Annotated in this window: 23 protein-coding genes; 12 read left to right on the top strand and 11 right to left on the bottom strand. The window is 55.4% G+C overall.

The window, feature by feature from the left end:
- Positions 1-25: 25 nt before the first annotated feature.
- The 6 genes from IE156_RS05120 to apaG all read right to left on the bottom strand — a co-directional run bounded on the left by IE156_RS05120 (position 26) and on the right by apaG (position 7,316).
- Entirely contained in the window at positions 26-1,615 is a 1,590-nt protein-coding gene (locus tag IE156_RS05120; RefSeq protein ID WP_189391472.1) for a methyl-accepting chemotaxis protein, read from the bottom strand.
- Between the two features lie 122 nt (positions 1,616-1,737).
- Positions 1,738-3,357, bottom strand: a complete 1,620-nt coding sequence (locus IE156_RS05115) for an EAL domain-containing protein (protein WP_189391471.1) — start codon at positions 3,355-3,357, stop codon at positions 1,738-1,740.
- 312 nt (positions 3,358-3,669) lie between these two features.
- Positions 3,670-4,398 (bottom strand): DsbC family protein, encoded by a 729-nt coding sequence (locus IE156_RS05110; RefSeq protein ID WP_189391470.1) that lies wholly within the window; start codon positions 4,396-4,398, stop codon positions 3,670-3,672.
- A 39-nt stretch (positions 4,399-4,437) separates the two neighbouring features.
- Entirely contained in the window at positions 4,438-5,634 is a 1,197-nt protein-coding gene (locus IE156_RS05105) for an FAD-dependent monooxygenase (RefSeq protein WP_189391469.1), read from the bottom strand.
- Positions 5,631-6,926 carry a murein transglycosylase A gene (mltA, locus tag IE156_RS05100; RefSeq protein ID WP_189391468.1) on the bottom strand — a complete coding sequence of 432 codons (1,296 nt, stop codon included), beginning with the start codon at positions 6,924-6,926 and terminating at the stop codon, positions 5,631-5,633. The genes IE156_RS05105 and mltA overlap by 4 nt, the downstream gene beginning before the upstream one ends.
- Before the next feature lie 15 nt (positions 6,927-6,941).
- Complete coding sequence (apaG, locus tag IE156_RS05095) at positions 6,942-7,316, bottom strand: Co2+/Mg2+ efflux facilitator ApaG/CorD (RefSeq protein ID WP_189391467.1); 375 nt, start codon at positions 7,314-7,316, stop codon at positions 6,942-6,944.
- A gap of 117 nt (positions 7,317-7,433) precedes the next feature.
- Here apaG and rpe point away from each other — a divergent pair, with 117 nt between their 5' ends.
- The gene (gene rpe, locus IE156_RS05090; RefSeq protein WP_189391466.1) at positions 7,434-8,129 is read left to right on the top strand and encodes a ribulose-phosphate 3-epimerase; all 696 of its coding nucleotides are present in this window, start codon (positions 7,434-7,436) and stop codon (positions 8,127-8,129) included.
- Between the two features lie 36 nt (positions 8,130-8,165).
- Here rpe and IE156_RS05085 read toward each other — a convergent pair whose 3' ends face one another.
- Complete coding sequence (locus IE156_RS05085) at positions 8,166-9,968, bottom strand: GGDEF domain-containing protein (RefSeq protein WP_189391465.1); 1,803 nt, start codon at positions 9,966-9,968, stop codon at positions 8,166-8,168.
- Between the two features lie 210 nt (positions 9,969-10,178).
- On the opposite strand from IE156_RS05085, the gene IE156_RS05080 reads away from it, so the two are divergent.
- From IE156_RS05080 to IE156_RS05040, 9 genes are all read left to right on the top strand, one after another.
- Entirely contained in the window at positions 10,179-10,859 is a 681-nt protein-coding gene (locus IE156_RS05080) for a phosphoglycolate phosphatase (RefSeq protein ID WP_189391464.1), read from the top strand.
- Between the two features lie 215 nt (positions 10,860-11,074).
- Positions 11,075-12,595 (top strand): anthranilate synthase component I, encoded by a 1,521-nt coding sequence (gene trpE, locus IE156_RS05075; RefSeq protein WP_189391463.1) that lies wholly within the window; start codon positions 11,075-11,077, stop codon positions 12,593-12,595.
- Between the two features lie 38 nt (positions 12,596-12,633).
- Positions 12,634-13,197, top strand: coding sequence for an anthranilate synthase component II (locus IE156_RS05070; RefSeq protein WP_189391462.1), 564 nt, complete (start codon positions 12,634-12,636; stop codon positions 13,195-13,197).
- A gap of 4 nt (positions 13,198-13,201) precedes the next feature.
- Positions 13,202-14,236, top strand: coding sequence for an anthranilate phosphoribosyltransferase (trpD, locus tag IE156_RS05065; protein ID WP_189391461.1), 1,035 nt, complete (start codon positions 13,202-13,204; stop codon positions 14,234-14,236).
- On the top strand, positions 14,233-15,033 hold the full coding sequence (gene trpC, locus IE156_RS05060; protein WP_189391460.1) for an indole-3-glycerol phosphate synthase TrpC: 801 nt from the start codon (positions 14,233-14,235) through the stop codon (positions 15,031-15,033). Before trpD ends, trpC begins: the two co-directional genes overlap by 4 nt.
- A complete protein-coding gene (locus tag IE156_RS05055; RefSeq protein ID WP_189391459.1) occupies positions 15,030-15,488 on the top strand; it encodes an HIT family protein in 459 nt (152 codons plus the stop codon). Before trpC ends, IE156_RS05055 begins: the two co-directional genes overlap by 4 nt.
- 448 nt (positions 15,489-15,936) lie before the next feature.
- Positions 15,937-17,763, top strand: coding sequence for a ribonucleoside triphosphate reductase (locus tag IE156_RS05050; RefSeq protein WP_229841034.1), 1,827 nt, complete (start codon positions 15,937-15,939; stop codon positions 17,761-17,763).
- A 167-nt stretch (positions 17,764-17,930) separates the two neighbouring features.
- Complete coding sequence (nrdD, locus tag IE156_RS05045; protein WP_189391458.1) at positions 17,931-18,113, top strand: anaerobic ribonucleoside-triphosphate reductase; 183 nt, start codon at positions 17,931-17,933, stop codon at positions 18,111-18,113.
- A gap of 5 nt (positions 18,114-18,118) precedes the next feature.
- Positions 18,119-18,871: an anaerobic ribonucleoside-triphosphate reductase activating protein gene (locus tag IE156_RS05040; protein WP_189391457.1), complete on the top strand. Its 753-nt coding sequence runs from the start codon at positions 18,119-18,121 to the stop codon at positions 18,869-18,871.
- 6 nt (positions 18,872-18,877) lie between these two features.
- Here IE156_RS05040 and ubiT read toward each other — a convergent pair whose 3' ends face one another.
- Genes ubiT through ubiU form a run of 3 tightly spaced genes read right to left on the bottom strand, consistent with a single transcriptional unit; the run spans position 18,878 to position 21,358 of the window.
- Complete coding sequence (ubiT, locus tag IE156_RS05035; RefSeq protein WP_229841033.1) at positions 18,878-19,372, bottom strand: ubiquinone anaerobic biosynthesis accessory factor UbiT; 495 nt, start codon at positions 19,370-19,372, stop codon at positions 18,878-18,880.
- 24 nt (positions 19,373-19,396) lie between these two features.
- On the bottom strand, positions 19,397-20,299 hold the full coding sequence (gene ubiV, locus IE156_RS05030) for a ubiquinone anaerobic biosynthesis protein UbiV (protein ID WP_189391456.1): 903 nt from the start codon (positions 20,297-20,299) through the stop codon (positions 19,397-19,399).
- 18 nt (positions 20,300-20,317) lie between these two features.
- A complete protein-coding gene (gene ubiU, locus IE156_RS05025) occupies positions 20,318-21,358 on the bottom strand; it encodes a ubiquinone anaerobic biosynthesis protein UbiU (protein WP_189391455.1) in 1,041 nt (346 codons plus the stop codon).
- 171 nt (positions 21,359-21,529) lie between these two features.
- Between ubiU and IE156_RS05020 the strand changes: the two genes are divergently transcribed.
- Together IE156_RS05020 and IE156_RS05015 are read left to right on the top strand one after the other, a co-directional pair.
- Positions 21,530-21,784 carry a DUF2249 domain-containing protein gene (locus IE156_RS05020; RefSeq protein ID WP_229841032.1) on the top strand — a complete coding sequence of 85 codons (255 nt, stop codon included), beginning with the start codon at positions 21,530-21,532 and terminating at the stop codon, positions 21,782-21,784.
- 4 nt (positions 21,785-21,788) lie between these two features.
- Positions 21,789-23,156, top strand: coding sequence for a hypothetical protein (locus IE156_RS05015; protein WP_189391454.1), 1,368 nt, complete (start codon positions 21,789-21,791; stop codon positions 23,154-23,156).
- On the opposite strand, the gene IE156_RS05010 is transcribed toward IE156_RS05015, so the two are convergent.
- Positions 23,095-23,865: a Crp/Fnr family transcriptional regulator gene (locus IE156_RS05010; RefSeq protein ID WP_229841031.1), complete on the bottom strand. Its 771-nt coding sequence runs from the start codon at positions 23,863-23,865 to the stop codon at positions 23,095-23,097. The genes IE156_RS05015 and IE156_RS05010 overlap by 62 nt on opposite strands.
- Between the last annotated feature and the right edge of the window lie 825 nt (positions 23,866-24,690).

Below are 24,690 nucleotides of genomic sequence, written 5' to 3'. Positions count from 1 at the left end.
GGCTGGCGCGAGGCAGCGCCTTTTATCAAACGAGACGGAAGGCTTGAATCAAACGATCCAGCTCTTGCACCTGCTCCTGCAATTCGCTGGACGTGTGCGCCACCTGACCGACCATCTCCGCATTTTGCTGCGTGGCCGAATCCAGCTGCCCCACCGCCACGTTGATCTGCTCAATACCAATCGTCTGCTCACGGGTCGAGGCGGCAATCTCGTGAACAATGGTCATCACTTGCGCGCTGCCCGTCACCATCTCGTCAATAACCTCACCCACCTGTCCCATCAACTGCACACCTTCGCGGGTGCTGCTGGAGGACGCTTCCACCAATTGAGCAATCTCCTGGGCAGAAGCCGTGGTGCGCTGTGCCAAGGCTCGCACCTCGCCCGCCACCACGGCAAAGCCACGCCCTTGCTCACCAGCTCGCGCGGCTTCCACCGCCGCATTCAAGGCCAGAATATTGGTCTGGAACGCAATCGAGTTAATAACTGTCGTAATGTCCGCCACCTTGCCGCTGGTATCGCGAATCGCGCCCATGCGGTCCACCAGCTCGCTGACCATCTGCCCCCCATGCTGCGCCGTTTTCTGCACTTGGCTGGACACTTCCTCGGCCCGCATGGCGTTCTCTTCGCTCATGCGCACCGTGCCTGTCATCTCTTCCATAGCCGACGCGGTTTCCTGCAGCGCAGCGGCCTGCTGCGTCGTGCGGCTGGACAGCTCCAGATTGCCCACGGATAACTGCGAGGCATCATCAGCAATCACACCACTGCTGTGCTGCAAGGTGCGCATCACCTCACTTAACTTCAAGCGCATTTGCTCGATCGATGCCATCACACTGTTATCAGGAATCGAGCGCAAAGAATGGGCGACGCGTAAATCGCCATTGGCAATAGCCTGAGCGGTTTCGTGCAGGATCTTGGGCTCAGCACCCAGCTCGGCAATAATCTGGCGCGCCAGAAATACCGTGACGGCCGAGACCAGCGCCACGATCAACAAAAACACCACCGAGGAACTAAGCAGATTGCTAAAGAAACGTGCCTGAATATTGTCGATATATACGCCCGAGGTCAGCACCCAGTCCCACTGAGTCACCCCTTTACCAAAGGCCAGCTTGGGGGCGTTGTTCTTGTCGCTCAGCTTGGGCCAGTGATATTCCAGAAACCCCTCGCCGCCGTTACGGCCAATGCGACTCATCTCGGCAAAAGGATAGACCCCATTGCTGTCGACCACTGCGCTGACATCCTGGCCATCCAGCTCCGGTCGGCTGGGATTCATGATGGACACGACATCGGTAGATAAAACCGACACATAGCCTTCCTGCCCAAAACGAATACTGGCAATGCGTTGCAAAGCCTGTTTTTGTGCGTCGTCCTTGCTCAACACGCCTTTGCTGACCAGTTGCTGGTAGTCCTGCGTGATGTTCACCGCAATATTGACGATGTGCTGCAAGCTGTTTTTCCGCTCATCCATCTGCGCCTGATAGAGCTGATAGTTCACAAACGTAAATACCGCCACTAAGGCCATCAGACACAAGATCAATGGCAACCACAACTTTTGCTTCAAGCCCAAACGCATCATATTCCCCGAGCAACGCAGAAAAGACAGGTCCCAGATACGCAAAAACCGACCGCATCCACGCGGTCGGCCTGCAAGAAGGCCCCATCGAACAAGCTGGGTAACGGCCTTGGGCTTGAATTACTTAATTAAAGTTACATATAGAGACGATTGGATGCTAAGGCGGCTTATAGAACGCTACCGCTCAAACGTCGGGTAGCCTCATTGCCTTGGCCGAAAGAAGGTTCGCTACTGGCTAAGGTCAGCAAAAATCCATCTTCGGACATCAACTCCGAAGTCAGGCGGCCCTGGTAATGCCCCAGTTCCAGATTCAGTGCCAGATCACGCTGCTCCAGGGTGTCCACCCCTTTAATCACTAGTTCAAAGCCCTGCTCAGTCAACAAATGGCAGGCGGTCTCCAGCAAAGCCCTGAAGGTCGGTTCACGACAGGCGCGGTGAATGACCTCGGCCTCCAGCTTGACGCCACTAATAGGCCAGCCGCGCAGGCGATTGAGCTTATTGTTTTCAATGTTCGTGCTGGTCAGCCAGACCTGAATCTCATGGTCTTTCAGATACTGCAAAGCCTGGATCAATTCTGGTGTGCCTTCCAGTTCCTCGTCGCTGAACAGGTCCAGCTCCAGGCAACAAGGCTGCAACTCAAACTGGCGCAATAAGCTAGGCAGACGCTTATGAATAGGCATCAGCATATCGACCGGCAATTTCAGACCAATATGGCTGGCACGCAAGGAATACTCCTGCCACCAACGACGCACATCCACCAGCAAGGTGCGCAACATCCACTCGCACAAAGCCTGACGGTGAATAGCGTCCGGCATATAGCTCAAAACCACATCTGAAGACAGGCGCAGGCCCGTGGGCGCAGTCCAGAATACCTGGGCATCAACACCACTGTATTGGCCCGTACTAGTTGCTACCCGCAATTGATACGAAAAGGACAAGGCTTCGCTGGCTTGTGGGTCCAGCACATCCAATGTTTCCAGCGCACTCAATAGCTCCAGCGGGGTGGGCTGAACCGATTCAGGTTCGTCACGGGGCGTGTAGAACTCCATGACTTCAGAGTCTTGCGGCTCCAGCTGAGCCATCAACTTGCCGGTAAAGGTATAACCCCAACCGTGCACCGACTTGATGGGCAGGGCAACGCCCGCCTGACTGGCCTTGCGGCGCAAACGACTAATTAAAGAGTCCACGGCACGGCTGTCGCTGGCCGCCAGACCTTTGTCTCGCATCAAATCCTCACGGCTGAAACGAGCATCGGTATGCCGGACAAATGCATCCATCAACTGGCGTTCGCTATGAGTCAGCTCCAAGCCCACACCATTGGGCGCAACCAAGGTCCACCCTTTATCGCGCAAGGTCCATTCCTGCAGGCCGCTGTGGTCCTGCGGCTGCTCTTGCATCCCAGGGACCTCAGCAACCATGGCATAGACATTGCGACGGCGTACAGCATGGCACCAAGCCATCAGCTCGGGGGCTTGGATATCCAGGGACAGGCAGGCATCGGCACCGGTGAGCAAAAGCTGCACGCGGGCACTGGCCGTCAAGCCAGACTGCATTGCCACAATGCCCAAAGAGCCAAAATCATTGCGCAGCTTGGCCACCATCAAGGGGACATAGCCCGGCTCGACAGGGAACAGCAACAAATCCACCTGTGTTTGCCGCGCTTCGGCTACCCGGTCCAAAGACCTTATAACGCTTGTCTTGGTACCGAAAACCCGCAATTGCTCCTGCCAGTGGTGCAAGCCCTCGCCTTCTTCCAAAACAACCAACACGCCACGAGCATGTTCCATAAGCGCCTACTATTTAATTATTGTCGACCGCGCCTGGGACCCAACGTAGCCCGACAATACTATTTTTATCAATAGTTAGAATTATCACTTCAAGAATACGGAGCACAAAGTAAAGAATGGTCAAATGTGGCGTTTGAAATTTTTTGTCTTCAAAATAACACTGGCCTTACTCTCTGCTGGTTCTTGGGTTTATTTTCTAATCGCATTCTCATTAAAAGCACATCCCATAAATAATTATAGATTTCATAACACTCAGACGTAAAAAAACCCGCTCGAAAGCGGGTTGTCCTACATCAAGACAGGCCGGGATACCTACTGGGCTGCGGCTTCCAGGCGGGATTGCAGCTGGGCAGCAGGCAACCAACCATCAGCACGACTACCGTCGGCAAAGTAAATAGCGGGCGTGCCTTGAATACGCAATTTCTGGCCTACAGCCAGTAATTGATCCAAAGGATGTTCACACGATGCCTTCTCAGGCCGGGTGCCGCCCCCCATCCAGTCGCTCAAGGTTTTGGCGGGGTTTTGGGCACACCAGATATCCTCGGCTTTGCGGCGGCTATCGGGGCCCAGGATGGGAAACATCAGGCTATAAACCGTAACATTGTCGATTTCCTGCAAAGTTGTATGAAGACGTTTGCAATAACCGCAGTTCGGATCTTCAAAAACAACCAGTCGACGGCTACCGTCGCCTTTTACCAACTTAATCGCCTTATCCAGGGGCAGATCATCCAGCGAAACACGATTGAGCTCCTGCATGCGCTGTTCGGTCAGGTCCACACGGCTTTTGCTGTCCAGCAACGAGCCCTGCAGCACAAAACTGGCCTGGGGATCGGTGTACAGCAAGGTGCCACCTACCTCCACTTCCAGCAAGTTGGCAAATGGGGTGGCGCGAATGCCATCCACCGTCACGCCTGGGAAGGCGGCTTCAAAGGCCTGGCGCGTAGGCTCAAAACGCGGGTCCGCTTTGGGGCTGGCTGCCTGAGCCAGACCACACAGCGACAAGAGCGCCAGAGCCAATACAGAACGAAGGTGCAACATCATGACTTACTTCCTTTGCTAATCGACAAGACTCTAGCGGCCTCAAAACAAGAGAGAATCCGGACTGAATCCGGCAGCGTGCGCAATCAGGCGGCGCTTAACCCAGGGCAGGCGGTCGACCACCTGCATACCGGCATTGCGCAGCATGGAAACGGGAGCGCCCGGAGCGGCAAACAAACGATACAAGCCATCGGTTGCGGCACGCATGGCAGCAATAGGCTCGGCACGGGCCCGTTTATAACGATTAAGCACACGCATATCGCCGACCGAGTAATGGGCACCACGCTCGGACAAGACCTTAATCAAGGCTTCGATATCACCCAGGCCCAAATTCAAACCCTGGCCGGCCAAAGGATGGACACGATGCGCGGCATCACCCACCAAAGCGACACCCGGCGACACCAGGCCGCTGCGCTCAAAGGTCAAGGGAAAGCCGTGTACAGAGCTGCGCAGACTCAATTGGCCCAAACGGCCATTAGAGAGAGAGAACAGGCTGTTTTGCAGGTACTGGGCCTGCTCCTCTGCCGCCATCGCCAATACCTTATCGGCCTGGGCTTGCGGCACGGACCAGACCATAGACACTTGTGGCTTGCCATCGACATCCGGCATAGGCAACAAGGCCAGAATCGAATCACCCGTAAACCATTGCAAAGCCACTTGTTGGTGCGGCCGTTCCACATGGAAGTGGGCGACCAAACCGGCATCGCCGTATTCACGCGCCTGGTGTTCAATCCCTGCGGCAGTGCGCAGAGCCGAGCGGGCCCCGTCTGCACCAACAAACAAGTCGGCACTAATGCGCTTGTTCCCCGCGGTAACAATGGTATTGCCTTCCAGACGCTCGAATCGGTCTTCAATCCATGGCACACCAAAAACCTGCAAGGCCTGGTACAGGGCCTGCTCCATCTGGCCGGACTCTACAATCCAGGCCAGATAATCCTGCGCGTCCTGCCAGGCATGTAGATTCACGCAACCGCCGCCATCACCATGAACCTCCATGGCTTGTACGGGCGAAATCCGCTGTGGTGACATTAAATTCCAGGCCCCCAGCTGCGCCAAAAAGCGCTGGCTGGCTACCGATACGGCATACACACGCGGGTGATACTGGCCAGTTGCCAACTCCATCGGCTTATAGGCGGGGGACAGAATGCTGACCTCAAACCCGGCCTTGCGTAAACCCAGGGCGCTGGCCATACCAGCCAAGGCCCCGCCACACACCACAATACGTTCGTTGTTCTTCATCGTGCGCTCGGTGCTCCTGCCTGACGTGGCCACAGCAGCCACATTTGGCCTTGCTGCTTCATGCGTCCTGCCTGTGCTCCTGCTTGGTCACCCGTGCCCCAGTACAAGTCGGTACGCGCAGCACCTTTAATGGCCGCACCCGTGTCCTGAGCAAATACCAGGCGCTGCAAAGGCTGATTCGTCGCTGGCTGCGAGGTCGCCAAATACACAGGCGTGCCCAGCGGCACATAAGTGGGGTCAATCGCAACGGAGCGCAGGCCAATCAAAGGAATGCCATAAGCGCCCTTGGGGCCCAGGTCCTGATCCACAATCGCCTCTTCGCGGAAGAAGACCATGGCAGTATTCACATTCATCATTTCCTGAACGCGATGCGGATTGCGCTTGGCCCAGGCCTTGATGTTTTGCATGGAGGTTTGTGCCAAGGGCATCTCTCCCTGCTTGGCCAACCACTGGCCTACCGAGGCGTAAGGACGACCATTATGGTCGGCATAAGCCAGTCGTACCGCGCTGCCATCAGGCAGGATGGCGCGGCCAGAGCCTTGAATCTGCAAGAAGAAACCCTCTACCGGGTCTTCGGCATACACAATTGCCGGGGGCTGACGCTCTGGCTTGGCCATGATCTGCTCACGGGAATCGTAAGGCACCACGCGCTTGCCCTGCTGCTTGCCACGGATACGCTTGCCAGCCAGCTCGGGATACAGGCTGCCCAGATCAATGGTCAGCAAATCGTCCGGGGCGGCAAACAGCGGCCATTGATAGCCGGCGCTACGCGTGCGCGAGGCTTTAAGCAGTGGCTCGTAATAGCCAGTGACGGTGTTTTGAGCCACCGCGCCATCGCCTGTCAGCAAGCGCCAGGGTTGCAGTTGCTGCTGCAGGAAATTGCGTACCGCCGCTGTATCTTTGGTCTCGGCATTCAAGCCCGCTGCCGCTGCAGCCTGACACACGGGTTGCCAGGCACGTGGATTGGCACGCGCCGGCATCGCCAGCGAACCACTGACCGGACGCATCAAGCCCTTGCAGTTATTGATAAAGCCTTTCCAGACATGATCCAGGGAGTCAGCCTGCCAGCCCGGCAAGGTGGACCAGTTCACGGCCTGATAACGGCCTGCCAGCGCACGCGCCGGAGTTTCCGGCAGGGCCGACAAGGAAGGGACACGCAAAGCTTGCAGGGCTATATCGGGGCCACTGTCTGCTGCACCTGGAGCCGTTGACGAAGAACTCTGATCCACGGGAGTGGTGGAACAGGCACTCAATGCCAGCAGTACGGCTGGCACGCAATAAATTATCTTCATGGCTGGGTTTGGCCCTTAGTGCAAGGTACGGGGAGGGGAAAGGATGAATTCCTGAATGGCGACCTCAAAGGGCACACCATTTTCACCAACACATTGATAGCTGCCGCGCATCGTGCCAAACGGCGTATTCAGGGGACAGCCACTGGTGTACTCAAAGGTTTCACCTGGAGCCAGCACCGGCTGTTGCCCGACGATGCCCAGGCCGCGCACTTCCTGAACCTGCTGATTGTCGTCCGTGATGATCCAGTGACGACTGATAATTTGGGCCGTCTGCTCTCCATTGTTGGTAATCCGAACGGTGTAGGCAAAAACGTATTGATTGCTATCGGGTTCAGATTGCTCAGGCAGGTACTGGGGCGTTATCTGCACCTCAATATCGTCAGGCTTCATAATGGATTCCAGGTTACGGCTGTACAAATACGGGGCGCTGCACGCGACCCCGCTTGAAACTATAATGATGACATATGGTCACGATTTTCGTGATGTCTAATCTTTACGGCACCTATTATGTCCCAAGCCAGCTCCACACGTATCGCTCCCAGCATTTTATCGGCCGATTTCGCCCGGCTGGGCGAAGAAGTCCGCAATGTCATCGCCGCCGGAGCCGACTGGGTTCACTGCGACGTCATGGACAATCACTTCGTACCTAACCTGACATTCGGCCCCATGGTCTGTGCCGCGCTGCGCCCGCACACCACCGCCCCGATCGACGTGCACCTGATGGTTGAACCTGTCGATGCCCTGATCCCTGAATTTGCCAAGGCCGGTGCCAACTACATCAGTTTTCACCCCGAAGCCTCGCGCCACGTGGATCGCACCTTGTCGCTGATCCGTGACCACGGCTGTAAGGCCGGCCTGGTGTTCAACCCGGCCACCCCGCTGGACTGGATGGATCACGTGATGGACAAGCTGGACCTGGTTTTGCTGATGTCGGTGAACCCCGGCTTTGGGGGACAGGCTTTTATTCCCAGCGCGCTGGATAAACTGCGTCAGGCCCGCGCCCGTATCGACGCCTGGACAGCACAAGGCGGCCAGCCCATCCTGCTGCAAATAGACGGTGGCGTCAAAGTGGATAATATCGGCGCCATTCGTGCCGCCGGGGCTGACACCTTTGTAGCTGGCTCGGCTATTTTCGGTCAGCCCGACTACGCGCAAGTCATCAGCGATATGCGCGCCCAGATTGCGCAGGCCGAGCAAGCCTAAGCACCCGGGGCCCAGGCCTGCCTGCCGGCAGGCCTACTACTGCAATACCCTGCTGCGGCTATAGCTGCCCTGCCGCACCGGATTATCCGGACGACGGCGCTCCACAAACAAAGCATTGCCCTGCACCCGCTTGGCCTGCGCTTTTGCAGAGCTGGCCAGTTCCGCAATCAAAGAGCCCGAATACAATTCGGGCTCATCCACGGTGACCACGCCTAAAGACAGACTCACTAGTGGGTGAAAAACCAGCACACCTTGACGGTTCTCGGCCAGATAGCCGCCCGCTTGGCGATGTTCCAGGCGATACAGGGACTCCAATTCTATCGCCAGCTCATCCAGGATTCCCTGGCAGCGCTCGGCCCAATCCGGGCTAGTGAACACCAGAATAAAATCGTCGCCCCCAACATGGCCAACAAAGTCCATGCGTGCCACCGCATGGCGGGTAAAGAGTTCAGCCATCGAACGCAGCAGCTCATCGCCTTTGCGATAGCCATACAAGTCGTTATAGGGCTTGAAGTGATCCAGATCGGCGTAGCACACCGCAAAATTCTGGCGATTGCTCAGCAAGCCGTCGATATGTTCATCAATCGGCACATTGCCCGGCAACTGCGTCAATGGGTTGGCATAACGCGCCGTCATGATTTGAATCTGCGTAATCTCGCGCATCAGCTCCACACTGGAGCCCAAACCCAAATACTCGCCCGCCCCGGTAATGATGAAACCATCGCTCAAGGCATCGCCCGCCCCTTGAGTCATCAAGGTTCCCAGCTCCAGCAGGCTGGTATCGCAATCCACAATCAGGGGTGGGGTTTCAATAAAGAGGGAACAAGGCTTATTGCCGTAGAGTTCCCGGTGATATGGCCGGGCCAACTGATCGTACAACTGGCTGCGACGCAAAATGCCCGTGGGCCTGCCGTCTCGCAACAAGGCCACCGCGCTTAGATCCGGGTGGCTTTGAAACAGTTCATACACACGATTAGTGGGGGTGTTATCGGGGACGGCCGGTGCCGCACGCAACAGACGCCGCACACTCATGGGATCACGGCCTTGAGCCTGCCGCTGCACCCGCGCCTGCGAGGGCCCGAACAAGGCCGCCTGCGCGGGTTCCAACTGAATGGGGGGGTTAGGTTGGGGACGGCACAATAAATACCCTTGGCCACAGGCCACTCCCAAGTACCGCAAGGTGCGCAATTCGGCACTGGTTTCAATGCCTTCAGCAATCACAATGGAGTGGGCGTGGCTGGCAATATCACAGATGGATCGCACCAATTGCTGCTTGAGCACATCGGTATCAATATCGCGCACAAAGTATTTGTCGATCTTGACGTATTCAGGCCGCAACTCTGACCACAAACGCAGCGAGGCATAACCTTCGCCCAGATCATCAATCGCAAACTGCAAGCCTTCTTGGCGGTATAGCTCAATGGCCTGGTTCAGATAGTCAAAACTATCAGTGCGTTCGGATTCAGTCAGCTCAACCACGACCCGGCGCCAATCGATGCCTTCGAGCTGCGGCATGCCCGCACGCGGCTCAATACGAGCCGAGGGCAGCAGCCGCATCACCACATCGGGGCTGGAGTTCAAAAACAGTTTGCCCGCTAAACCCTGTCGGTTAAAACTGCCGATCAAGGTGTGACAACACAGCTCTTCCAGATCCCATAGGCGTCCGCACTGTCTGGCAGCGTCAAACAAGGCCAATGGCGAATAAAAGCTGGTGTCTTTAGGCCCCCGGATCAAACCCTCGTAACCCAGAATAAACCCCGATTTCAAGTCGACAATCGGCTGAAAGACTGGCGTAACTTGTTTTTCTACGAGAATCTGATGAAATGTATCGAGCATCATACTTCCGCTCCTAGGGCCTTTCTGAACGGATAATCGAAAGCCAATCTTGTGACAAAATGCGGTTTGCTCACTAAATTGATAAGCCCGCACGCAGTAAGGAGCATTACCATGATGAATCAAACGAAATTAAAACCGGATGTCCCAGAAACTTTTTCTGCTCGACATTAACAGGAATTCGACAATATTTTGTCACAAGTTCGCTACAAAAAGATGAATATTTTCTCTGTACTGTTTGATTTGGACGGCACACTGCTCGATACCATTCCGGATCTGGCCTCTGCCTGTAATGCCATGCGCATCGATCTAGGCCTGCCCGCCCTTCCAGAGGCACGCATTGCCACCTTTGTGGGCAAAGGCTCGGAGAATCTGGTGCAGCGCGCCTTGACTGACCTGCCCAATCCTCCCGCGGACTACTCCCAGGCGTTGGAATCATTTTATTACCATTACCAATTATGTAATGGGCAACATAGCCGCCTCTATCCCGGTGTACTGGAAGGATTGAACGACTTCCAAAGCCAGGGACTGCGCTTGGCGGTCGTCACCAACAAGCCCGAACAATTCGCCCGCCCTCTTTTGGAAAAAACGGGCCTGGCGCATTATTTTGAGCTGATTGTGGGGGGTGATACCTGCCCGCGCAAAAAACCCGACCCCATGCCTTTTGTCTACGCGTGCGAGCAAATGGAACTGTCTCCCAGCCAGGCTCTGGTCATTGGCGATTCAATGAATGATGCCCAGGCCGCCCGCGCAGCCCAAATCCCGGTTCTGTTGGTTCCTTACGGCTACAACGAAGGTAGGGATGTGCAAAGCCTGGATTCCGATGGTATAGTTGCCTCTATTGCTGACGCGGCCACTTGGCTGCGCGCTAAACGCGACACACTATCTACGTCATAATATTCATGTCTACTCGCACTTACGCATCCACCACCTACGGCGCTTATTGGCGCTGGTGGCGTTCGTGTATCGGGTAGATATAACCTTGAAGTCTGGCGTCCCTGCAAAGTAGTACACAGCGGACCGCCTCCAGGAAAATAAGCCCGGTAATCACAACGACCGGGCTTTTTTTGTTTCTGTCCGGCTCGTCGTACCCACTGACCCTCGAGATCCCAATGACAGAAATAGAATTCAATGCCCTAGCAGCAGAAGGCTTTAACCGCATTCCCCTGATTGCGGAAACCTATGCCGACCTGGATACGCCCCTGTCGATTTATCTGAAATTGGCGCACAACGGCCCTGAAGGTGGCCGTTACAGCTGCCTGATGGAATCGGTTGTGGGCGGCGAGCAGTTCGGTCGCTACTCCTTTATTGGCCTGCCTGCCCGTACCGTGATCCGTAGCTACGGCCGTCACACCACCGTGCTGCAAGATGGCAAGACGGTTGAAACCGCCGAAGGCGATCCACTGGACTTCATCGAGCAATTCCAAGCCCGTTTCAAAGTAGCCCTACGCCCCGGCATGCCTCGTTTTGCAGGCGGTCTGGCTGGTTACTTTGGCTACGACACCGTGCGCCACATCGAGCCTTCCCTAGGCATGAACCGCAAACCCTTCCCGGCTGACCAGGAAGAGGGCGTACCCGACATCATGCTGCTGCAAATTGATGAGCTGGTCATTGTGGACAATCTGGCCGGCCGCACCTACCTGCTGGTCTACGCCGATCCGGCCCAGCCCGAAGCGTACGTACAAGCCAAGCGCCGCCTGAAAGACCTGCGCGAAAAACTGCGCTCGCCGGTCGTGATCCCCTACGCCTACGCCAGCATGCAGACCGAATGCGAGCGCGACTTCGACAAAGAGGATTACCTGAAAGCCGTCGCCCGCGCCAAAGAGTACATTGCCGCCGGCGATCTGATGCAGGTGCAAGTGGGCCAGGTCATCACCAAGCCCTTCCGCGACTCGCCCCTGTCCCTGTACCGCGCCCTGCGTTCCTTGAACCCATCGCCTTACATGTACTTCTGGAATTTCGAGGATTTCCAGGTTGTGGGGGCCTCGCCAGAAATTCTGGTCCGCCAGGAAGAGCACCGTCAGGACGGCCGTAATCAGGAACGCATCACCATTCGCCCCCTGGCCGGTACCCGCAAACGCGGCGCGACCCCTGAGGCGGATGCTGCCCTGGCTGCCGAACTGAAGTCCGACCCCAAAGAACGCGCTGAACACCTGATGCTGATTGATCTGGCCCGTAACGACATTGGCCGCATCGCTAAAACAGGCACTGTGCAGGTTACAGACACCATGGCCATCGAGCGCTACTCGCATGTCCAGCATCTGGTCTCCAATGTCTGCGGGGAACTGCAAGACGGCATGAGCCAGATGGACGTGCTGCGCGCCTCCTTCCCGGCTGGCACCTTGACCGGCGCCCCCAAGGTACGCGCCATGGAAGTGATTGATGAGCTGGAGCCCGTGCGCCGTGGCGTTTACGGTGGTGCTGCCGGCTACCTGAGCTACTCGGGTGAAATGGATCTGGCCATTGCCATCCGCACTGGCGTCATTAAAGACGGCATGCTGTATGTACAGGCTGCCGCCGGAATTGTGGCCGACTCCGACCCCGAAAAAGAATGGCAAGAGACCGAAGCCAAGGCACGCGCAGTTATCCGCGCTGCCGAACAAGTGCAATTCGGTCTGGACGAGCCCATCTAATCGCCTGACTGCCATCCTTTTTTTGCCGGAGTATTCCCATGCTGTTCATGCTCGATAACTATGACTCCTTCACCTACAACCTGGTCCAGTACTTCGGAGAACTGGGCCAGGAGGTAGTGGTACGCCGCAACGATCAAGTCACGCTTGAAGAGATCGAAGCTCTGAATCCCAGCCATCTGTGCGTCTCGCCAGGCCCTAAATCCCCAGCGGATGCCGGGCTGTCCGTTGCACTAATCCAGCACTTTGCGGGCAAGCTGCCGATTCTGGGTGTTTGCCTGGGCCATCAAGCAATCGGGCATGCCTTTGGGGCGCGCATTATCCGTGCGCAACAAATCATGCATGGGAAAGTCTCGCCCATTACTCACCAAGGCACGGACGTATTCAGCTGCTTGCCTTCACCCTTTAACGTCACCCGCTACCACTCTCTGGCCATCGAGCGCGACAGCCTGCCCGACTGCCTGGAAGTGACCGCGCAAACCGAAGACGGCGAGATCATGGGGATACGACACCGCGAACTGCCCGTCTACGGCGTGCAGTTTCACCCCGAATCGGTGCTGAGCGAGCATGGCCACGCCTTACTGAAGAACTTTCTGGATCTTTAATATCATGAACACCATCACTCCTACCGAAGCACTGGTGCGCTGTATCGAACACCGGGAAATCTTCCACGATGAAATGCTGCATCTGATGCGCATGCTGATGCGTGGCGAAATGTCGCCCCAAATCGCAGCCGCCTTGCTGATGGGCCTGCGTGTCAAAAAAGAGAGCGTGGGCGAGATCTCCGCCGCTGCCCAGGTGATGCGCGAATTTGCCACGCCTGTCATCACCCCTAATCCCGACGAACTGCTGGATATGTGCGGCACGGGCGGCGACGGCTCCAATACCTTTAATATTTCCACTGCAGCCATGTTTGTGGCCGCCTCAGTCGGCGTGAAAGTGGCCAAACACGGCAACCGCAGTGCCTCCTCGTCATCCGGCAGTGCCGATGTACTGGAAGCGCTGGGGGTCAACCTGATCTTCTCGCCTGAACAAGTGGCGCAAAGCATTGCCGAAACCAATATCGGCTTTATGTTTGCCCCAGCTCACCACGGAGCTATGAAAAACGTCGCCGCTGTCCGCAAAGAGCTGGGTGTGCGTACTATTTTCAATATTCTGGGCCCACTGACTAACCCGGCCGGTGCCACCAACCAGCTGATGGGCGTATTCCACGCTGATTTGGTTGGTATTCAGGTCCGTGTGATGCAACGTCTGGGTGCCAAGCACGTGCTGATCGTACATGGCAAAGACGGTATGGACGAAGCCTCCTTGGGCGCGGCGACTCTGGTGGGTGAACTGAAAGACGGTCAGGTACGTGAATACGAAATTCACCCCGAAGATTTTGGCATGGCCATGACCTCAAACCGCAGCATCCGCGTGACCAGCCGTGAAGAATCGGCCCAGATGATTATGGAAGCTCTCGATAACCAAGAGGGTACGGCTCGTGATATCGTGGGCCTCAATGCTGGTTTGGCCATCTATGCTGCCAACCACGCCGACTCCATTGAACAAGGCCTGCGCATGGCTTTCGAAGCCATTGCCAATGGCGCTGCCCGCGAAAAACTCGAACAATTCCGCGCTTATACAAGGAAGTTAAATCCATGAACGACATTCTGGCCAAGATCCTCGACACCAAAAGAGCTGAAGTCGTCACCGCCCGCCAACTGCGCAGCGAGTCCGATCTGCTGCGCGAAGCGAAGAACCGGAACGACCTGCGCGGCTTTGCCAGCGCAATTGAAGACAAGATTGCTCAAGGTAAACCCGCCATTATTGCGGAAGTTAAAAAAGCCTCCCCGTCCAAGGGCGTGATTCGTGCCGACTTCAACCCGACCGAAATTGCCTCCAGCTACGCCGCACACGGTGCAGCATGCTTGTCCGTGCTAACGGATATTCAGTATTTCCAGGGTTCCTACGACCACCTGCGTCAGGCCCGTGCCGTTTGCGCACTGCCTGTGCTGCGCAAAGATTTCATCATCGACCCCTACCAGATCATCCATGCCCGTGCCATGGGTGCCGACTGCATCTTGCTGATCGTTGCCGCCCTGGAGCAGGATCAACTGATGGAATACGAAGAGATGGCCCACGAACTGGGCATGGACGTACTGGTCGAAGTACACGATCGCGCCGAGCTGGATATCGCCCTGCAGATGCAAACCAGCCTGCTGGGCATCAATAACCGCAATTTGCGCACCTTTGAAACCAGCACCCAGAACACCCTGGATCTGCTGCCCTTCATTCCAAGCGAAAAACGTGTGGTCACAGAAAGCGGCATTCATACCCTGGAAGACGTAGCCCTGATGCGCGAGCATCAAGTCCAGGCCTTCTTGGTGGGTGAGGCATTCATGCGTGAACCTGATCCCGGCGTCGCACTACAAAATCTGTTTTTTGGTCAGCCCGCATGAGCCCAAGCGCTTGCCCCTTGTGCGCCTTAAAACCCGGTCAATTACTGTGGTCGGGCGTGGGGATTCAGGTGCTGGCCGTTACGGACAGCCCTTTTCCCGGCTACACGCGGGTCATCTGGCAAGATCATGTGGCTGAAATGACCGATCTATCCGACGAGCAACGGCAACACCTCATGGCTGCCGTCTATCTTGTGGAGCAAACCCAGCGCGAACAGTTGGGTACTGCCAAGATCAACCTGGCCCAATTCGGAAACCAAGTGCCGCATCTGCACTGGCATATCATCCCCCGCTGGAAAGATGATCCTTTCTTTCCAGACACGGCCTGGTCGCCTGCGCCCGAGCGCACTGCGAAACAGCAGCAAAGCTGGTCCTCCCACGAAGAGCGCCTGCGTGAACAGCTCAGTGACTATCAGCAAGCACTGCGTACGGCGCTACAAGCACGGTTCATCCACTAAACCGGCTATTCAAGAAATACCCGCTGGCCCGTAAAAAGTCAGCGGTGTATTGATGCGCCCCCAAGAAAGATGCGGTGCACACTCACTGACAAGCACACCGCTTATCGCCGAAGCACGCTGATACGGTATCCCCCCCGCAAAAGAGCCTGCTCTAGCTCTATGTACGCGCCCCCTCCCATCTAAAAACAGCTTGCTTGCACAGCATCACCATAAGCTCCCTCTTTACGCCTGAGCACACGACCTTCGCGCTTCCACAAGCCCTCCAAAACAAAGCGATACGGCTCACCAGCGCCCTAGGGCTTCCCCCAGCAAGACCATCGAATGTATGGCTCTGAACACGGAATTAACCTAGATCAAGCCTAAGCCACAATCGTCTAGCCTCACCGAAAACCACAATATATAGTGTCGTTAATCCTAAAAAACACTATATATAGGTTTTTGTGAAAAAATGGCTACTCAGGAAAACACACCACGTCCGGCTGCTCAGTTAGATATCATTCGCTCCATCGCCGAATATCTGGACCGCCAGGACTGGCGCGTACAGGCCAATGCCAACCAGGGCTATTCCTTGGGTGGATTGATTCTAAACAGCTCGGGCAAGATGATTGCCAACTATTGGCTCAGCCATGTTTACCCCGAAGCAATCGGCCAGGCACACCGGCAAGCCGACTTTCACATTCACGACCTGGACATGCTGTCTGGCTACTGCGCGGGCTGGTCCTTGCGCACCTTCTTGAACGAGGGGCTGAACGGGGTACCCGGAAAAATCGAATCCGGCCCGCCCCAACACCTGAGCAGTGCCGTCGGCCAAGTCGTCAATTTTTTAGGCACTTTACAAAACGAATGGGCAGGTGCTCAAGCCTTCAGTTCCTTTGATACCTATATGGCGCCCTACGTCCGCAAAGACGCCTTGAACTACGAGCAAGTGCGCCAATGCATGCAGGAACTGATCTACAACCTGAATGTGCCTTCGCGCTGGGGCACGCAAACGCCCTTCACTAATCTGACTTTCGACTGGGTCTGCCCCGAAGATTTACGCCAGCAAGTGCCGCAAATCGGCGGCAAGGAAATGCCCTTTTTCTACGGCGACCTGCAAATCGAGATGGACATGATCAACCGTGCCTATATCGAGATCATGAGCGAGGGCGATGCGCGCGGGCGCGCCTTTACCTTTCCCATCCCCACCTACAACATCACCCGCGATTTTGACTGGCACAGCGCCAATGCCGAGCGCCTGTTTACCATGACGGCCAAATATGGCCTGCCCTACTTTCAGAACTTCATTAACTCTGAACTAGAGCCCAATATGATTCGCTCCATGTGCTGCCGCCTGCAACTGGATTTGCGCGAACTGCTCAAGCGCGGCAATGGCCTGTTTGGTTCCGCTGAACAAACCGGCTCCTTGGGCGTCGTCACCTTGAACTGTGCACGTCTGGGCTATTTATACCGAGGCGACGAAGAGGGTTTATTTGCGCGCTTGGACGAACTGCTGGAAATGGGCCGTGACAGTCTGGAAATCAAACGCAAAGTCATACAACAGCACATGGACCAGGGCTTGTTTCCCTATACGCGCCGTTACCTGGGCACCTTGCGTAATCACTTTTCCACGTTGGGAGTGAACGGCATCAACGAAATGATCCGTAACTTCACCGAAGATAAACAAAACCTGTGCACACCGTGGGGCCACCGCTTTGCATTGCGCTTGCTAGACCACATTCGCGAACGCATGGTGGAGTTTCAGGAAAACACCGGCCATCTGTACAACCTGGAAGCCACGCCTGCCGAAGGCACGACCTACCGCTTTGCTAAAGAAGATCGCGCCCGCTGGCCCGATATTCTGCAAGCCGGTACCGAAAAAATGCCCTATTACACCAACTCCTCGCAACTGCCTGTTGGCTTTACCGAAGATCCTTTTGAAGCCTTGGAACGGCAAGACGAGCTGCAAGGCAAATACACCGGCGGCACAGTACTACATCTGTACATGACGGAATCACTCTCCAGCGCCGATGCCTGCCGCAATCTGGTGCAACGAGCCTTGAACCGTTTTTCCTTACCCTACATCACTGTCACACCCACGTTCTCTATCTGCCCCAAGCATGGCTATCTGTCTGGAAAACATGAATTCTGCCCGCATTGCGATAGCGATCTCCTGGCCCGTAAGCAGGCGGCTCAATCTGATGCCGAGGCACAAGCGGAGCATCATGACAAAGCAGGCCACGCTCCAGCCCCTAAGCAAACCACAGGGCCTATTCAAACACAGGCTCCTATTCATTGATCAGGCTGCCTCAAACTGCCAGCTCGCCAATTAAGACTCTTGAACCTGACTGCGGCCCACCTGCTCGCAGCCATTACTTGACCCGCGCCCCCAAGCGCACACTGCCAGTCATCTCGAGCGCGCCCTCTCAACACTGATTGGCAGATTTTTTCTTAAGGGAGTTTTTTATGAACACCAACACCATCACTCTGAACGATTCCGAACGCCAACCTTGCGAAATCTGGACCCGTGTCATGGGCTACCACCGTCCCCTGTCCTCGTTCAATATTGGCAAGCAAGGCGAATTCCACGAACGGCGCTACTTCACCGAAGCCAGCGCGTCTCTGAACAGCACAGTACAAAACCCTTAAACACCATGAGTCACGCCACGCGCCATCTCTATCCAGCCACCAACCATTCCCACAAAGTGGCATTAAAAGTGGGCGGCTGCGCGCCTTTTTCGGCCACAGATTACCCCGGCCAATTAGCCGCCGTAATCTTTGTGCAGGGCTGCCCCTGGCGCTGTGGCTACTGCCATAATCCCCATTTACAAGAGCGCAGCCCAAACAGCGCCATTGATTGGACTGCCTTGCTGGACTTTTTGAATCGACGAGTAGGCCTGCTCGATGCTGTGGTCTTTAGCGGCGGCGAACCCACACTGGACCCCGCACTAGGCGCAGCCATACGGGCTGTACGCAGATTAGGCTTCAAAATCGGTTTGCACACAGCCGGGACACACCCGGCCAGATTGCTGGAGGTTTTACCTTGGGTGGACTGGATAGGTTTGGACATCAAGGCCGAGTTCAGCCATTACGACGCTATTACCCAGCGCACCAATAGTGCTGCTGCTCCCTTACGCAGTTTGCAGCTACTGCTAAACGAAGACGTCTTGTTCGAATGTCGCAGCACCCTGCACCCTCAGCTGCATAGCCCTGCTTCCGTCCAAGCCTTGGGGCAACATTTACACAAGCTAGGCGTCAAGCGTTATGCCGTGCAGATTTTCCGCACGCAAGGTTGTAGTGATGACTTCCTAAACAAGACTGGGCAGGCATTACAGGCCTACCCAGGAGAAGATGTTCTGCAAAACCTACAAGGGCTATTCCCGCATTTTGAAGTGCGGCGCTCTTAAAAGTTTTTATGAGGAAGCAGGCGAGCGAATCGGACGGCGCAGCACGTCCTGCAAGGCGGCCCGTCCCTGTTTGAGCACCGCGCGCGGATGCAAAATATCAGGATCAAGCGCATCCAGGGTGTTCTTCACCATCAGCCCTAACTCCGTATCCCCTTCAATAGACAGACGCCGATTAAAGAACAAGGTGTCCGGATCCTCCTGCCGTTGCAGCAGCTGATAAAAAGCCCATAGGTCTGCCTTCAAAATCAGATCAGGGCTTTGTGCACTGGCGGACAAGGGATAAAAAGCGCCTTGGCGCCACGTGTAATCAAAGGCCAAGCCTGCATCCGCCACCTGTATACGCAAAGCCCGTCCTTCCAAGCGCTCCGCAATATCAGTCGGTAAATGCGGACGCATCAACACATTTAAACCCGTACAAAACAGCCGCGAACCTGGCCAGGGCGGCAAGCGGCTTAACACACCCGCTACCGCGGCAGGCAAACGAGGGGAAGTGCTAGTCATTTCATTCACACCTAAATCCATCCCTTAAAAACGTTCGGCAAGCGGCGAAACCCATTCCAAACCGGGTCGACCATGCCAGAAGCCATTGCACGCTTTGGCCGGCAGCAAGGGTACCAAATCGCCATGTGCATCTTTGGCCTGAATACGTCCCTGCGCCACCTCGTTAAACAGATGTACTACGGTCTCCATATTTTGGGACTGAGGACTCAAACGCAGCATATCGACACCCAGCTCACGCAAGTCCTGTATTTGCTCCAACAGGGTATAGACCCAGGCAGATTGAGTCTGGATACCATTGATGGTCAAAAAACCTTGGCCTTCACGGGTTTCCAGCAAGAGGCCATCGGGGTAGTCCATACACACGTACTGGCAATTATCCTTGGGCAAATTGCGATTACGAGCCGCAAAACAGCGCGCCGAAAAAGCCAGAGGCAAACGCCCAAAGGCAAAGACCTCTGTTTCCAAACCGGCAGGTCTGTCCTGCTGCAACTGCGCCAAGCCGGTCCGGCCCATTTCCAGTGGCATCACCCAGCGCACTGCGCCTTGGGACGCAATCAGATCCAGTACCGGCCCGTTATAAATATTCAAAAAAGGGCCGGCGACAAAGTCCCGTCCCTGCATCAAACGTACTGCCCCCATATCATTGGCTTCAACTAGATATTCGGCCTGCTCGGTCACTTTGCGTAGCGTATTGACGTCCCGCCCCGACTCCAGCAAAACTTGGCTAGACAAAACAGGCACCTTACCTGCCTGGGCCAGCATCTGGGCGATATCCAGCCAATCATCCAGTCGTAGCTCATGGCGGCGCGAACACACGGTTTCACCCAAATAAACGGTATCCACCGGCCAATCGCAGGCCGACTCATAAAACTGCATGGTGGCAACCCGTGACCAGTAGTACTGCAAGGGGCCTAAGGATAATTTCATGTTTGAGCCTCCCATGCTCTACTTCCAGGGCCGTGAATAGGCACCCAGCGTATGTTGCTGCCCTTCGGCCAATTTGTTCAAAGCACCCATCCAAGCCGGATGGACCGAATAACGAGCTTGCGTGGACTTGGCCAGATCAATGGCCTGACGCCAGACTTGAGTCACCTGCGCCACATAAGCCGGGCTGCGCTGTCGGCCTTCAATCTTGATAGCGCTGACGCCCGCCGCCAACAACTGTGGCAACAAGGACAAGGTATTCAGACTGGTAGGCTCTTCCAGGGCGTAATAATTTTCGCCTGCCACATCAAAACGCCCTTTGCACAGAGTGGGATAGGCCGCGTTTTCGCCATCCTGATAGCGATCGATCAGCACGCCATTCAAGCGCGATTCCAGGCCTTGCTCGGTTTGCTCCCAACGCACATGCCCAGCGGGCGAACAGACACCATGCGTATTGGGGGATTCGCCGGTAGCATACGAGGACAAGGCACACCGGCCCTCAACCATCACACATAAACTGCCAAAACCAAAGACTTCGACTTGGACAGGGACTTGCTCACAGACCTGCTCGACCTGTGTCAGTGACAAAACGCGCGGCAATACCACGCGCTGAACGCCAAAATTCTCGTAGTAATACTTGATGGCTTCCGGATTAGTAGCCGACCCCTGTACTGATAAATGCAGGCGCAGATTCGGATGCTGCTGACTGGCATACGCCATCAAACCCGGATCAGCCACGATGACAGCATCCACGTTGGCCTCAGCCGCCCGATCAATCGCATCGCGCCATTGTTGCCAGGCATTAGGTTGGGGATAGGTATTAAGTGCCAACAAAATCTTGCGGCCTCGTTGATGCGCGTAATCAATACCTTGTGCGATCGCCTTCGCATCAAAATTAAGCCCGGCAAAGTTCCGGGCATTGGTGGCATCACGAAAACCTAGATAGACACTATCGGCCCCGTTATCAATAGCCGCTTTCAAAGCAGGCAAGCTACCGGCTGGGCAGACCAGTTCCAGTTGCGGGTTCTCGGACGCGGCTAAGGCCGTGGACGCTGTATTCATGACACTCCCCGATCAGCAATCTGGCCAGGGCTGAACCTGGCTCGACAAGACCACCACTATGCCTGCTCTGAAACTAAGGGGCCTTAACGCATATCAAATTCTTCCCACCTCCTGACCGACGGCAAATAAGTCCCACTTTGCCTGCTCCATGAGGCCCCGGAATGGTCCACAATGCCTGCCAAGCCTTTCGTGCTGGAGCCTTTGATGTCGCCCACTGAGATCACGCTGGATACCCGCGGCCTGTCCGCGCCCGAGCCTATGGAGCATTGCCTGGACGCATTGGCCGGGCTGGGTTCCGCACAAGCCTTGATCATGTGGCTGGATAGAGAGCCCTTCCCTTTGTATGAAATCCTGCGCCGCAGTGGTTTCAACTATCAGGGCTCCATGCAAGAAAACGGCTTTCAGCTCATCATCCGCAGGAATTAAGTCTATGCAACGCGCTTTATCGCTGGATCAATCTCCATCCCTGTCATTGACCCTTCCCCTATTTGCGAACGTGCCATTTTTCGGGCTATTGGCCGCCATACTGGCGCTCTATAGTGGTCCCGAGCTATTCAATTCCCGCTGGCATCCCGCGACCTTAGCGCTGACTCATGCCTGGACTTTGGGTATTGTGGGCAGTGCCATGTTTGCATCGCTGGCTCATATTCTGGCGGTGGCCTGTAATGTACGCATTCAGATTCCTCGCAGCAGAGCGCTGACTTTCTGGGGGCTATTTAGTGTCGGCACTTTGCTGCTGATTACTGGCTTTATTAGCTGGCAAAGCTGGGCCTATCAGTTAGCCGCTCTATGCTTAGGCCTTGCTCTGGGCGCTTATATCATCACCATGGCCTTCGCTTTATGGCGGTCTCGACGCGACGTATTTCGGGGTGCCAAAGAGATTGTTGCTCCCATACGCCTGGCACTGCTGGGCCTGCTGCTGACTGTATCAACAGGGCTGATCATGTTGATCGCCTTGGCAAGTGAACAGAACCTGCCCAACCTAGTGAGCCTACACATAATGATGGGACTGGCCGCCTGGGCAGGACTTTTGCTGATGGCCATGTCCTTTCAGTTAGTGCCGATCTTCCAGGTCACCGAGCTATACCCCGCTCCTTTGGTGCGCTGGTTACCTTGGGGAGTTACCGCCTTGTTGATCGCACAATGGGCATTGGCCTTTCTACCGGGCCCGTGGCTACCCGTTCGTGACCTGGTCAGCTACCTGATCTTTTTGGCTTACGGCTTATGGGCTATTGTCAGCTGGGTGCGGATTTGGAAACGAAAACGGCCCACAGCCGCAACCAGTACTTTATTTTGGTACAGCTCCTTAAGCAGCCTTTTAGCCTGTATTGTCTTGAACTTCTGGGCCAACTCCCCTTCTGCGCCAAATGCCGACCTGGCCATAGGCGTCTTGCTTATTATGGGAGCCTTGGGTTCCGTAGTCTGTGGAATGATGTATACCATCGTCCCCTTCCTGCTCTGGCGCGAGGCCCAAGAGCACGTCAGTATGGACGCTGACAATACCGAACACACTCGCGCACTCTTGCGCTTGATCCCCAAGACAGCCCATTACATGCCTACCTTTATCGCACGAGCACATTGGGCCTTGCATAGCTTGAGCATTCTTGTCTGGACAGCGGCCAGCCTAGGGATAGCATTTTTTGCCTGGATAGCAGCCCCTGTACTACTTTTGTCTTTTGCCACACTTGCCTGGAATCTATGGACAGCCTGGCAGCGCTATCGCCAAAGTCTGCATGCTATGCGCGTGTATCAGGCAGAGCACCATATTGACGCAAAGCAGCACTGTCCAGAATCGTAAAATTACGGCGCTGAACACGAATCAGATCCCGGTCAATCAAGTCACGTAAGGTACGCGACAAATGTTCCGGGGTCAGATTCAGACGCGAGGCAATCACCGACTTGCCTACATCTATCCTAAACGGTGTGCCTTCCTCACCGGGCCATTCCTGCAACAGATAACTGACCAACCGCTGCACACCATTTTGCAGGGTGTAGGCCTCCAGCTCGCCCATCAAACGATAAAGCCGCTCACTTAAACCCGCTAACATCAGGCGGGCTACGTCACTGCCTTTTTCCAACTGCTCCATCAAGGCATCTCGGCTGATATGCAGAAGCAAGGAATCCACCAAAGTCTGAGCCGTCACAATATAGTTACGGCCCATAAACATCAGCGCCTCTCCGAACCCCTCTCCAGGGCCTACCAGGCGCACTACTCGCTCCAGCCCTGAAGACGACACAAACACCAACTTCACCCGGCCATACACCAACATGTGGAAACCCAAACAAGGGTCACCGCTGTGGAATAGCGTCGTCCCGCGCAAGGCGTGGACCTCTTGAGTGCCTTTGGCAATCGGTTCAAGCTGCTCTGCAGGCAACTCCTTGAATATAGGTAAATGAGCCAGCTGAGCCTGAATACGTTTCCAACGCCCAGGCCCTTCACCAGCCACTAGCCGTGAATCCGCCAAACCATCATTGCTTGCCTGCTCGGCAATGTCTTGAGCCACCATTTTCATTCCCTGAAAGCAAACAAAACCAGCCCTAGACTGACACACTACTTTCCGTCTTGCGCACATTAGCTCGGCACCTGATTGATGCAAGTCAAACAGTTAAATAAGCGCCTTATGGGGAAGGTAAAAAGACAGTCAAAACTGATAGTTCAACATGACTTAGGAACAGATCCAAGCAAGAAGCGGTCAAATTTGACCATGTTAGAGGTAGGGAATAAGGAGAGGATGAGTCATGAAACGACTCAAATTTGAAATAGCAGCGCTAGGCATTAGAGGTCATATTTTGATCTCTAATGCCTGACTGAGCAGGCTGTTATATAGATGAGGCCAAAGAAGCAAGGCTGAGCATGTCAACCAGCTTAGATTGAGATGTGCGTCTACCCATCCCGAACTTTGTGGCGCAGTGCTACTGGAAAAGCTACTGAGGCGAAGGCTGTCAGCACTTAAGGTACCGGAGGTTAGAAGTTCTAAGAAGAAATAAGGAAGAAGCAGAGAGGGGTGGCACAGAGTGCGAAGGGACAATCTCGGCCTGATGCCTAAATCAGCAGCCTTGTCTAAGCCGCTCAAGCACGTCATCGACAGACAGACAGACAGACAGACAGACAGACAGACGAGGAAATAGACTCAGAGAGGTATGCAGTACGGGCCAGTCACCCCGAGCGAAGTAGAAACAGCCTCTTGCCCTTACCCCGGTTTACGCCGCCTATTTTTGCGGCATAAAAAACAAAACCCCCACAAGCAATGCTTGCGGGGGTTTTGAGGAATAAGAGCTTGACGATGACCTACTTTCACAGACGTCCGTCCACTATCATCGGCGCAAAGGCG

It is taken from the genome of Alcaligenes pakistanensis (assembly GCF_014652815.1).
Taxonomy (GTDB): Bacteria; Pseudomonadota; Gammaproteobacteria; order Burkholderiales; family Burkholderiaceae_B; genus Alcaligenes; species Alcaligenes pakistanensis.
Note: the sequence above shows the minus strand (reverse complement) of the source record. Positions and strands in the feature narration are given on the sequence as shown.